Source organism: Actinophytocola sp. (assembly GCF_036555685.1).
Taxonomy (GTDB): Bacteria; Actinomycetota; Actinomycetes; order Mycobacteriales; family Pseudonocardiaceae; genus Actinophytocola.
The window spans coordinates 1-11,040 of sequence record NZ_DATBKY010000201.1 but is presented as its reverse complement, the minus strand read 5'-3'; the positions used below and the strand labels follow the sequence as shown (position 1 = coordinate 11,040).

11 protein-coding genes are annotated in these 11,040 nt (G+C 72.1%); 5 read left to right on the top strand and 6 right to left on the bottom strand.

The window, feature by feature from the left end; genetic code table 11:
* The coding region (locus tag VH969_RS19055; protein ID WP_331976034.1) for a winged helix-turn-helix domain-containing protein at nt 1-2,468 on the bottom strand (2,468 nt) is incomplete at its 3' end.
* A 129-nt stretch (nt 2,469-2,597) separates the two neighbouring features.
* Here VH969_RS19055 and VH969_RS19050 point away from each other — a divergent pair.
* On the top strand, nt 2,598-2,855 hold the full coding sequence (locus VH969_RS19050; RefSeq protein WP_331976032.1) for a DUF8691 family protein: 258 nt from the start codon (nt 2,598-2,600) through the stop codon (nt 2,853-2,855).
* A gap of 4 nt (nt 2,856-2,859) precedes the next feature.
* Here VH969_RS19050 and VH969_RS19045 read toward each other — a convergent pair whose 3' ends face one another.
* From VH969_RS19045 to VH969_RS19035, 3 genes are all read right to left on the bottom strand, one after another.
* The gene (locus VH969_RS19045) at nt 2,860-4,020 is read right to left on the bottom strand and encodes an AI-2E family transporter (protein WP_331976030.1); all 1,161 of its coding nucleotides are present in this window, start codon (nt 4,018-4,020) and stop codon (nt 2,860-2,862) included.
* Between the two features lie 87 nt (nt 4,021-4,107).
* A complete protein-coding gene (locus tag VH969_RS19040; RefSeq protein ID WP_331976028.1) occupies nt 4,108-4,638 on the bottom strand; it encodes a potassium channel family protein in 531 nt (176 codons plus the stop codon).
* 25 nt (nt 4,639-4,663) lie between these two features.
* The gene (locus VH969_RS19035) at nt 4,664-6,085 is read right to left on the bottom strand and encodes a DUF2252 domain-containing protein (protein WP_331976026.1); all 1,422 of its coding nucleotides are present in this window, start codon (nt 6,083-6,085) and stop codon (nt 4,664-4,666) included.
* A gap of 113 nt (nt 6,086-6,198) precedes the next feature.
* Between VH969_RS19035 and VH969_RS19030 the strand changes: the two genes are divergently transcribed.
* Complete coding sequence (locus VH969_RS19030) at nt 6,199-7,536, top strand: diacylglycerol/lipid kinase family protein (protein ID WP_331976024.1); 1,338 nt, start codon at nt 6,199-6,201, stop codon at nt 7,534-7,536.
* Here the strand turns inward: VH969_RS19030 and VH969_RS19025 are convergent.
* Nucleotides 7,493-7,873, bottom strand: coding sequence for an amphi-Trp domain-containing protein (locus tag VH969_RS19025; protein WP_331976022.1), 381 nt, complete (start codon nt 7,871-7,873; stop codon nt 7,493-7,495). The two genes, VH969_RS19030 and VH969_RS19025, sit on opposite strands and share 44 nt — an antisense overlap.
* Before the next feature lie 137 nt (nt 7,874-8,010).
* On the opposite strand from VH969_RS19025, the gene VH969_RS19020 reads away from it, so the two are divergent.
* Genes VH969_RS19020 through VH969_RS19010 form a run of 3 tightly spaced genes read left to right on the top strand, consistent with a single transcriptional unit; the run spans nt 8,011 to nt 9,581 of the window.
* Nucleotides 8,011-8,487: a DUF7144 family membrane protein gene (locus VH969_RS19020; protein ID WP_331976020.1), complete on the top strand. Its 477-nt coding sequence runs from the start codon at nt 8,011-8,013 to the stop codon at nt 8,485-8,487.
* Between the two features lie 31 nt (nt 8,488-8,518).
* Nucleotides 8,519-8,980: a DUF7144 family membrane protein gene (locus VH969_RS19015; RefSeq protein ID WP_414638567.1), complete on the top strand. Its 462-nt coding sequence runs from the start codon at nt 8,519-8,521 to the stop codon at nt 8,978-8,980.
* Nucleotides 8,949-9,581 carry an HD domain-containing protein gene (locus tag VH969_RS19010; RefSeq protein ID WP_527249165.1) on the top strand — a complete coding sequence of 211 codons (633 nt, stop codon included), beginning with the start codon at nt 8,949-8,951 and terminating at the stop codon, nt 9,579-9,581. The genes VH969_RS19015 and VH969_RS19010 overlap by 32 nt, the downstream gene beginning before the upstream one ends.
* Nucleotides 9,582-9,585: 4 nt before the next feature.
* Here VH969_RS19010 and VH969_RS19005 read toward each other — a convergent pair.
* The coding region (locus VH969_RS19005; RefSeq protein WP_331976014.1) for an MFS transporter at nt 9,586-11,040 on the bottom strand (1,455 nt) is incomplete at its 5' end.

Here is an 11,040-nt window from a genome sequence, read left to right as displayed (position 1 = left end):
CGCAGCACCGCCTGCTCCCGTGCGGTCAGCGGCACCATCGGCGGCACGTCCAGCGCGCGGCGCAACGCGAACACCCGCTCGGCGAACCGCTCCGCGGCACGGCCGAGCTTGCCCAGCTCGCTCGTCAGCAACTCGGTGATCTCGGGCGCGGCGAACACGACCGGGTACGGCACGTCGAGCCCATCGGCCATCGACAACGCGTGCTTGAGCGCGCGGCGGGCCCGCGGGCGGTCCCCGACGGCAAGCGATATCTCGGCCGACAGCAACCAGGCGTCGATGGGCGACCACACGATCGCGGGCACGACCGAGCCGTCGAGCACCGGCTGGACGATCTTGGCGGCCGCCTCCCGCCGGCCGAGCGCGAGCTGTGCCCGGGCCCGCATCAGGTGCACCTCGGCGGAGTCGGGGATGCCGGTCTGCGCCCACCGAAGCGCGTCCGCCGCGGCCGGGCCCCAGCCGAGGAGCAGCGCGGCGCGGTGCTCCAGCAGGGCACACAGCGCGATCTGCTCGGCCGCGAACCGGCCGCCGCCACTCACCAGCCGGGCGGCGTTGAGGCGCCGGGCACCGCCGGTGCGGTCGCCCAGCTCGAACTCGCCGGCGCCGCGCAGCGTCTCGACCGAGAGGTTCATGCCCCGCATGACCGGCGGGTCGGCGGTGTCGACGACCTGGCCCGCCCGCCGAGCCTGCCGCACGCACTCGGCCGGGTCGGCACGCAGCAGCGCGCCGTACGCGAGCATCAGCGACGCCGTCGCCGCCTCGAGGGTCCGCTGCCAGCCGCGCCGGGCGTTCTCCTCGTTCACGGCGGCGGCGAGCGTGACCATCTGCCGGTAGTCGCCCTCCGCGGCCGCGAGCCCGGACAGCTGGGTCAGTGCCTGGATACCCACGTAGTCGTGGCCGCCGTCGCGGGCGGCGTGCAGCGCGGCGCGCAGTAGCCTGCGCGCCCCCGCCCGGTCGCCGGTGGCGAGCAGCGCGCTGCCGCGCTGCAGCGCGGCAGCGGCGTCGAGCGAGTCCGGCGCGGTCGCGAGCTCCTCGGTGCTCGCCACCAGGTCGTCGACATCACCGCTGACCTGGGCCAGGCGGGAGCGGACGAGCCCGCGGAACGCGGCCAGCTCCGCGCCGGGGTCGGCCGGCCAGGATGCCTCCGCGTGGGCGATGTCCCGCTCGGCCTCGGCCGGGTCGCCCTGCTCGAGGTGCAGCAGCCCGGACACGAGCGCGAGGCGCGGGTCCTCGACGACCGGGCGGGCATCGAGGGAGTCGAGCACCTCCCGGACCAGCTCGTGGCTGCCGTTGAGGATCAGGCCGACCGCGTAGCGGTGGAGCAGCTCCGTGGTGCGCCGGTCGTTTCCCGCCCGGATCGCGTGCATCAGCGCGCGGGAGGGCTGGTCGCGCGCGCTGAACCAGTCGGCGGCGGCGCCGTGCAGCGTCGCGGCGCGCTGCGGGTCCTGCCGGGCGAGGTCGGCGAGCAGGTGGGAGCGCAGCAGGGAGTGCACGTGATACGCGCGCGGGACGGCGTCGACCCGGAACACGAGCGAGGTCCGCTCGGCGATCGCGTCGAGCACCGCGCCCGCCTCGGGCCGCCCGGACAGGTGTGCGGCGAGCTCCGCGGACACCTTGTCGGCCACGCTGATCGTGCGAAGGAACTCCGCCATGTCCTCGGGCAGCCGGGAGAGCACCTCGTCGATCAGGTACTCCCCGACGGCCCGGTCGTTCGCGGCGAACTCGGCGAGGAACCGGTCCGGGTCGGCGCTCTCGGCCAGCGACAGCGTCGCGAGCCGCAGCCCCGCCGCCCAGCCCTCGGTCTGGTCGACGAGGCGGTGGAGCTGCTCGTGGTCGAGCTCGATGTCGGCGGTCGCGAGCAGGGCCCGCACCTCGGCGGCGGAGAACCTCAGGTCCTCGGCGCGGATCTCGGTGAGCTCCTCGGCGAGCCGCAGCCGGGCGAGCGGCAGGCGCGGGTCGTGCCGGGTGGACAGCACGAGCCGCAGGCCGGCGGGCTGGTGCTGCAGGAGGGCCTCGAGCCCCTGCAACGGCTGGGGGTTGGTGAGCTCCTGGACGTCGTCGAGGACCAGCACGACCGGCTCGGGCAGGTCGTCCAGCGAGTTCACGACGTCGGCGAGGAATGCCGGGTCGGCGCTGGGGTTCGCGGGCACCGCGAGCCGCGAGAGCGGGCTGTCGCGAACCGTCGCGGACAGCGCGTCGAGCAGCGCGGACCAGAACCGTCTGTCGTCGTTGTCGTCGGAGTCGAGCGACACCCAGGCCGTGTCACCGCGCCCGCGCTCGCGCACCCACTCGGCGAGCAGCAGCGTCTTGCCGGCGCCCGCGGGCGCGCTGACGAGCGTGACCTGGGTGTCGCGGGCGGTGTCCAGCATCGCCAGCAGGCGGGGCCGCGACACGAGCCGCGACGGTGCCTCGGGCACCGCCAGCTTGGTCCCCGGCACCCGGTGGCGTTCGTCTCGCGGCTCTTCCGGCATCCAGCGTCTCCTCAGCCCCCAGCTGAGGACAACACTGGCACCCCCGAGTTGCAGGGTGGAAGGTGCGGCCGGACATTTCATCAACTCCGGGTGATGGGCGGGACCTGTCACCCGACGACTCTGGCGCCGGTGCAGCGGCAGTACGAGTTCCGGGTCAGCGGGCGGTTGTCGGATCAAACCCGGCACGCGGTCGGGGACTTCAGCGAGATGCGGATCGTGCCGGCGCCACCGGAGACCATCCTCTACGGCGCCGTGACCGATCAGGCTCACCTGCACGGGATCCTGACGTTCCTGGAGAGCCTCGGACTGAACATCGTTTCGGTGCACCAGCTGCCGGAGCCGGCGACGGATCACGCGGGCGAGCAGCCCACCGAGAACCACCGGTGAGCGTTCAGGTGCCGGTCGAGTGTGCGTGGCCCCGGCGTGGGGTCCGCAGGCGGCGTCGCGCGAGAGAGACGGCGGCGCGCCGGTAGAGCCGCTCCCGGGGCTCCTTCTTCGCCCGGGGAATGCTGCCGATCATCGCGTCGACCCAGCCGGCCTTCGGGTCGGAGTCCACGAGTATCGCCTTGACGAGCAGGGTCAGCGGCACGGCGAGGATCGCACCGATCGGGCCCAGCACCCAGCTCCACAGGATCAGCGACAGGAACGTCACCGTCGACGAGAGCCCGACGGCGTCGCCGATGAACCGCGGCTGGACGAGCGACTGCAGCACGAAGTTCAGCCCGCCGTAGACCGCGATCACCGCGATCATGAGCCCCCAGCCGCCTTCCAGCAGTCCGAGCAGCGCGGGCGGCAGCAACCCGATGATGAAGCCGACATTCGGGATGTAGTTGGTCAGGAACGCGAGGACGCCCCACAGGACGGCGAGCGGGATGCCAAGGATCCACAGGCCGACGACGTCGAGCACGGCGACGATGAGCCCGAACACCGTGGTGACGATCAGGTAGCGGCGGGTGTTGTGGATGAAGCCCTCGAGCGCCTCGTTCATCGCCGGCCGGTCCGCGGCGATGCGCGCGCGCCGGGCGCTCACGTATCGCGTCTCGAAGCTCAGGAACAGCAGCATCGACAGCAGGAACACGAGGTTGCTGGCGAGCGAGGTCGCGGCGCTGAGCAGGCTCTCGACGGCGGCGGCCAGCTTGCTGAAGTCCATGCTGCTCGCCGCGTGCCTGATCTGGTCCGGCCCCACGCCGAACCGGGACAGTGTGTCGGCGACGTTCTGGAGGATGTCGTTGGCACTGTCGGCGTAGGTGGGCAACAGGGAGGCGAGCCTCGCCACGGACACGCCGATCGTCAGCACGAGGATCGCGATCGTCGCGTAGACGACGATGATCAGCGCGGTCGTGGCGAGCCAGTCCGGCCAGCCCTTGCGGCGCAGCCACTGTGACAGGGGGCTGGCCGCGATGACCACGACCATGGCGAGGAACACGGGCGACAGCAGCCAGGCGCTGACCTGCATCCCGGCCAGGATCACGACCGCCGCCGCGGCGGCGCCGAGGAGCACGACCGCGCGTGGCAGTCCCGGCGAAGCCCGGTCGGGCTCTCTCGGCGTCACCCGGCGGACGGTAGGTGCCGGCGCGTCGTCCCGCCTCGCCCGGACCGCATGAGATCAAGCGGTTCGCGGTCAGCGGTGCGGCTGAGCTCAGGTCGGGCCGTCGTGGTCTTCGTCGTGGGCGAGCTGGCCGCGGCGGCGGCGGGAGTGCTGGACGGCGGTCAGCACTACTCGTAGCGCGACGCCGATCAGCAGCAGGTTGCCGACCATCTGCGCGGTCACGAGGATGCGAGCGCCTTCCGTGACCGGGGTGATGTCGCCGAAACCGACCGTGGCGAAGACGGTGACGGTGAAGTACAGCGCGTCGGTCCGGGTCAGCGACTCGGTGAAGCTGACCGGATTGTTGAGCGCCACCAGGTAGTAGACGTTCGCGAATATCAGCAGGAACAGCGGCACGCTGATCGCCAGCGCCTGGATGCCCTGCAAGGTCGGGCGGTCCGACCGCAGGATCATCCGGATCTCCCAGACGATCACGACGACCACGAATACCAGCCCGCCGACGAGGCCGAGCAGCGTCCAGCCGGTCAGGGACCGGTCCACCGGCAGCAGGTAGTACAGCGCGACCAGCCCGATGACGGTCAGCGTCGGGCGGATCACGGCCAGCGCGACAACGTGCCGCATCTCTGGCCGCGTGCGGAAGGCCGGCTCAGTGTCCGGCATCAGCCGCGACACGGCCCGCCTTGATCGCTTCGAGCAACGCGGCGTGGTCGCGCTCGTTCTGGTCGGCGTACGCCCTGGCGAACTCGGCGATCGCGTGGTCGAAGGTCGCGCCGGCCCCCAGGTAGGCGGCTATCGCGATGTTGTCGCCGGTGCGGGCGTGCGCGCGGGCGAGGGTCCAGGCGCAGAGCCGCCCGTAGAGGCGCAACATGTCCGCGCTCATCGACTCGACGTCCGCGGACGCCTTCCAGTCGCGCAGCTGCCGGACGTAGAAGTCCCGCGAGCGGTCGTCGAAACCGGTCACCCGGACCCAGCCGAGGAACACGTCGCTGACCGTCTGCATCATGCGCTGCCCGACGACCACCCGGCGGCCGTTGTTGTTGTACCGGCTGCGCCCGACGAACCGCTCGAGCACGGACGAGCTCGCCTCCTTCGCCTGCAGGAACAGCGGGTCCTGCTCGTCCTTGCCGAGCAGCAGCAGCATCCAGCAGCGCGTGCCCACGCTGCCCACGCCGACGACCTTGTGCGCGAGGTCGACGAGCCGGTAGCGGTCCAGCAGCGCGCGCCGCTCCGGTTCCAGCGTCGCCCGGTAGGCGTCCATCACCCCGCCGAGCTGCTCGCGCAGGTCGACCTCGCGGCCCCGTTCGTTGGCCAGGTGGCCGATCGGCAGGATCAGCGGGGGGTCGGGCAGGATCCGCGCCTCGCCGGCGTCGACCTTCGCGAACTTGTGCAGCGCGCCGATGTTGTCGCGCGACTGTGCCTTGAGCGCGTTGCGGTCCAGCTTGCGCCGGCTGCCCGGGCGCAGCTGCGCGGTGTAGCTCTCGATCATCGCCGTGTCGGCGTGTGCGTACCAGACCTGGAGCGCGGTCCGGGCGGCGAAGTCGCGCATCGCCTCGCGGTACTGGCCGACCGCGTCGAGGACGACGGCCCGGCACTGCCGCGCGTTGAGCTCGTTGTTGCGGCCGGCGATCTCCAGGCTCGTCGCCAGCCGCTTGACGTCCCACTCCCACGGCCCGGGCAGCGTCTCGTCGAAGTCGTTGATGTCGAACACGAGCCTGCGCTCGGGCGAGGCGAACGCGCCGAAGTTCATCAGGTGCGCGTCCCCGCACGCCTGCACGGTCAGGCCCGACACGGGCGTGTCCGCGAGGTCGCTCGCCATCGGCAGCGCCGCGCCGCGGTAGTAGGTGAACGGCGTCGCCGACATCCGTCCATAGCGGATCGGGAGCAGCTCGAGCACGCGCGTGACGTCCTGGCTCGCCAGCAGCTCCAGCGGGCCCGGCCGGCCCGGGTCGCGCTTGAACTCGGCGTGGCTGGACCGGGGCGCGATCGCGCGTAGCTCCTTGCCCCGTGCGGCCCGCTCGTCGCGGGACGCGTCGGCGAAGAAGGCGCGGTCGGTCGTCGTGAGCGTCATCGCGGCATCGTCGGCGTGCTCGAATCCGGGGTCTTCGCCCGCGAAGGGTGAACCCACGCATCATCCGGTCCGGGTGACGACAGCGGGATCCCCGCACACACAGGGTGTCCGGCATGACCGAACCGGCGAGCCCCTCCCTCGCGCGCCGGGCGAGCGCGGTGCTCGCCCTGGCCGCACTGGCCACCGCCATCGTCGTGGTGGTCGTCGTCCTCGTGCGCAGTCCCCTCCAGCTGATGGCCGCGCTGCTACTGCTGGCCGTCGCGGTGGTCGCCGGCTGGGCGGCACTGGTGCGCCGCGGCTGGCAGCGGGCCGTGCTCGCCGTCGTGTCGGTCGCCGCGCTCGTGGGCGTCGCGTTCCTGCCGGACCTGCGGACGTTCGTGGTGCTGGCGGTCGTGCTCGGGCTGACGGTGCTGAGCGGGATCGCGGGCCGGGCCGCGCTCGGGCACGACCTCGCCCCGCACGTCGAGGCCATCCCGGTCGGCCCGGCCGAGCACGGCGTGCTGCTGATGAATCCGCGGTCCGGGGGCGGCAAGGTGGCGCGGTTCGACCTCGAGAACGAAGCGCGCCGCCGCGGTGTCACGCCGATCCTGCTCCGCCCGGGCGACGACCTGCGGGAGCTCGCCGAGCGGGCCGCGGAGCACGCGGACGTCATCGGCATGGCCGGGGGCGACGGCTCCCAGGCGCTGGTCGCGGACGTCGCCCGGCGCCACGACATCGCGTTCGTGTGCGTGCCCGCGGGGACCCGCAACCACTTCGCGCTCGACCTGGGCCTGGACCGGGAGCGGGTCGCGCTCGCGCTGGACGCGTTCGGCGAGGCCGTGGAGCGGCGGGTGGACCTCGCGGTGCTCGGCGACCGGGTGTTCGTCAACAACGCCTCGCTCGGCGTGTACGCGACGGTCGTGCAGTCCCCGAAGTACCGCGACGCCAAGGTGGCGACCGTCGCCGAGCAGCTGCCGGAGCTCCTCGGCCCGGGTGCGGACAGGTTCGACCTGCACTTCAGCGAACCCGGCGGCGTCGAGCCGCCGGCCGCGGACGTGGTGCTCGTGTCGAACGGCGTGTACCAGCTCGACCGGCTCTCCGGCTTCGGCACGCGGGAGCGGCTCGACGGCGGGTCGCTCGGCATCGTCACGGTCACCGTGGACCGCGCGCGGGACCTGCCGACGCTGATCACCGCGGAGCTCACCGGGCAGCTCGGGCGCTTCCCCGGCTACAAGACGTGGCAGGCGGCGGAGTTCGTGGTGCGCTCCGGCCGCCCGCTCGTCGAGGTCGGCGTGGACGGCGAGGCGCTGCGGCTCGAACCGCCGTTGCGGTTCCGCTCGCTGCCGGGTGCCCTGCGCGTGCGGGTGCCGAAGGACGCGCCCGGGGCGGCACCCGCGGCGTTCGCGCCCCGGGGGTTGCGGCAGTCGGTCAGCGCCTTGTTCCGCGTGCTCGCCGGCCGGCCGGCGTACTGACCCGCCGCGCCGCGGTCTTCGTGCTCGGGGCGGTCTTCGTGCTCGGGGCGGTCTTCGTGCCCTGGGCGGTCTTGGTGCTCGGTGCGGGTTCCGTGCTCGCGGCGGCCTTCTTGCCGAGCGACCACTTCAGCTCCAGCTCGAGCTCGACCTCGTCGGCGTCGACCTCGATCTCGATCTCGCACCGAACCTGGTCCGGCACGTGCACCTTGACCTTGCTCGCGCCGAGCGCCACCTCCACCTTCTCCCCGTCGGCGAGCGCGGCCGCGAGGGCGGCGAGCCGCCTGGCGGCCTCGTCGCGGCTGAGCAGTTCCTCGCGCTTGAGCTCCACATCTGACATGGGCCGGTCCTTTCGCTCGCGCCGGTGGCGCCCAAGCCGACCAGCCCGCCGAGCCGGATGCATCACCCGACGCGAGTGAGCACATTCATCCGCAGCGGGTGAGAAGGACGGTCGCCGCGCGGACGATTCTGTGCGGCATGACCGTAGAGCTCTTCGAGGAAGACCATCCACACGCCTCCAACTGGACGGGCTGGGTCGCGTTCGGCGCCGCGATGATCATGCTCGTCGGCACGTTCCACGTGCTCCAGGGGCTCGTCTCGCTGCTCGACGACGGCTACTACCTGACGACGGCCGACGGGATGTCCGTGAACGTCTCCTTCACGACGCTCGGCTGGCTGCAGATCGGCCTCGGCGTCGTCTCGCTTCTGATCGGCGTCGGCATGTTCCTCGGCATCACCGTCGCCCTGGTGGCCGGTGTCATCGTCGCCGCGGTGAGCGCGATCGTGCACATGGCCGCGGTCGCCGCCTACCCGGTGTGGTCGATCGTGGTGATCGCGTTCGACGTCATCGTCATCTACTCGATCGTCGCGCACGGCCGGGAGATGAAGCTGTTACGCGAAGAGCGCGGCTCACCCTATCCGGGTGAGGAGGCATATATCGCGCGCGCTCGATGATGACCCCAACCGGAGACGGGAGGAAAAGACCATGAGTGAAGCCCTTCACGGAGCAGCGCCGGCCGGGGCCGGATCCGCTCCGATGACCCATGCGCGGACCCGGTCTACGTCGGCGTGGGTCGGCTGGGTGTACTTCGGCGGCGCGATGATGGTGCTGCTCGGCACCTTCACCCTGATCGAGGGCCTGGTGGCGCTGTTCAACGACGAGTACTACGTCAGGACGCAGCAGGGCCTGCTGGTGTTCGACATAACCGGGTGGGGTTGGGTCCACCTGATCATCGGCATCATCGCGGTGGCCGTCGGTATCGGCGTGTTCACGGGCGCCACCTGGGCGCGGATCTGCGGTGTGATCCTGTGTGGCATCAGCGCGATCACGCAGCTGGCGTTCCTGTCCGCGTACCCGGCGTGGGGCATCATCGTCATCGCCCTCAACGTCCTGGTGATCTGGGCGTTGATCGTGCATGGCGACGAGGCCAAGAATTCGGACTGGTGACCACGCCGGCGCGGGCGCCGTCCTGCGCCGGCCGTTGACACTCTGGGCGTGGGCCCTTGCCGAGCGCCATCTCGCTCGGGAGCTGCCCCGACGATGGGCCCACGTCCAGGGAGTGGCCCGCCTGGGATCCCGCGTCGGGCGGGAGATCCTCGCCGCCGTCGACCACGACGTGCTCGTGGCGGCGGCGCTCCTGCACGACATCGGGTACGCGGCCACGCTCGTCGACACCGGGTACCACCCGCTCGACGGGGCGCGGTTCCTCGCCGGCGAGCACCACGAGCCGCATCTCGCGAGGCTCGTGGCCAACCACTCCGCAGCCCGGTTCGTCGCCGAGATCAGGGGGCTCGGCGACGAACTGTCTGCGTTCCCCGACGAGCGCACGGCGCTGCGGGATGCCTTGTGGTACAGCGACATGCGCATCAGCCCGGGCGGCGAACCGGTCACGTTCGACGAGCGGATAGCCGAGATCCGGGTGCGGCACGGTTCTGGCTCGGTCCTCGTGCGCGCGCTCGACGCCGGCGCCCTGGACGCCCGGTGGGACGCGGTGCGCCGCACCGAGCAGCGGCTCGCCGAGGCGGCCGCCGTGCGCGAGCGGGTGTGAGTCCTTACGCGTGAGCCGGTTCCGCGTGCGCCGAGCCGGGCACGGTGTGCACGACCCCGGCCGCCGCGGCCGCCTGGTCGACCGGCTTCGGCTGGTGCAGGCGGTGCCGGCCGTAGAACAGCGACAGCGCGATGCCGATCGCGGCGGTGATCGTCATCAGCCACGCGGAGTTGCTCACACCGTTCGCGACCGCGTCCTCGGGCGAGACGTCCTTGGCGGCCGTCGCGGTGCCGTAGATCGTGGCGGTCGCCGCGACGAACAGCGACGTGCCGACGTAGCGCGCCATGTTCGAGATGCCCGACGCGGCGCCGACCTCGTTCGCCGACACCGAGGCGGTGGCGACGGAGGACGCGCAACCGTTGGAGAAGCCCATCCCCACGGCGACCGCCACGAGCGGCAGCACGAACAGCCCGTAGCCCCAGGACCCCGTGATGAACGAGAGCACGAGGAACCCGCCGGTCGTGATCAGGAACCCGACGAGGATCACCTGTCGCGAGCCGATGCGTGTCGCGAGTGGACTGACGAACGGGGCGATGATCACGAGCCCGGCGCACGCGGGCAGCGTGGCGAGCCCTGCTTGCAGCGGGCTCATGCCGAGGCCGGCCGGGTCCTGGAAGTACAGCGACATCACGTACATCAGCCCATTGATCGCGCCCGCGACGATGAGGATCACCAGCGTGGCGCCGACGAGAACCTTGTTGCGCAGCAGGCGAAGGTCGACCAGCGGAGCGTGCACGCGGCGCTCGACCATGACAAACGCGACGCAGGCGACGACGGCGATGGCGAAGGAGATGAGCGTCTTCGCCGAGCCCCAACCCCAGGCTGGCCCCTCGCTGAGCGCGAGCACGAACGGCACCAGCACCAACGCCACCAGGAGCATGCCCGCGACGTCGATCGAGCGTGGCCGGTTCGGGTCGCGCGACTCGGGGACCGTGCGCAGCGTAAGCGGGATGCACGCGGCGGCGATCGCCGCGTCGATCCAGAACAGGCCCTGCCAGCCGGTCAGATCCACCAGTGCGCCGCCGACCAGGGGGCCGGCGGCCGCCCCGACCGCGGAGGCCGCGCCCCACAACGACACCGCCCGCATCTGCTCGGCCCCCGACGCGGAGACCGACAGCAGGGACAGCCCGCACGCGAGCAGCGTCGAGCCGGCCGCGCCCTGGATCGCGCGCCCGGCGATGACGCCCGCACCGGAGTTCACCAGCGCGATGAGTATGCAGGAGGCCACGAACAGCAGCAGCGCGGCGACGAACACCTTGCGGCGCCCGGCGATGTCGCCCAGCACGCCGCCGGTCACGATCACCGCGGCGCCGACGAGGGAGTAGCCGGTCACCGCCCACTGCAGGGTGGTGACGCCGACGCCGACGTCCTCGCTGATCGCGGGCAGCAGGATGCTGACGGCCGACGTGTTCGCGTTGACCACGAGCGTGGAGATGCAGGTCGCGGCCAGCACGCCGGC

What these genes read in the sequence shown, in the direction of transcription:
- VH969_RS19040 (WP_331976028.1), bottom strand. Translation starts at nt 4,638, where the DNA reads ATGCGGCACGTTGTCGCGCTGGCCGTGATCCGCCCGACGCTGACCGTC.
- VH969_RS19035 (WP_331976026.1), bottom strand. Translation starts at nt 6,085, where the DNA reads ATGACGCTCACGACGACCGACCGCGCCTTCTTCGCCGACGCGTCCCGC.
- VH969_RS19030 (WP_331976024.1), top strand. Translation starts at nt 6,199, where the DNA reads ATGACCGAACCGGCGAGCCCCTCCCTCGCGCGCCGGGCGAGCGCGGTG.
- VH969_RS19025 (WP_331976022.1), bottom strand. Translation starts at nt 7,873, where the DNA reads ATGTCAGATGTGGAGCTCAAGCGCGAGGAACTGCTCAGCCGCGACGAG.
- VH969_RS19020 (WP_331976020.1), top strand. Translation starts at nt 8,011, where the DNA reads ATGACCGTAGAGCTCTTCGAGGAAGACCATCCACACGCCTCCAACTGG.
- VH969_RS19015 (WP_414638567.1), top strand. Translation starts at nt 8,519, where the DNA reads ATGAGTGAAGCCCTTCACGGAGCAGCGCCGGCCGGGGCCGGATCCGCT.
- VH969_RS19010 (WP_527249165.1), top strand. Translation starts at nt 8,949, where the DNA reads ATGGCGACGAGGCCAAGAATTCGGACTGGTGACCACGCCGGCGCGGGC.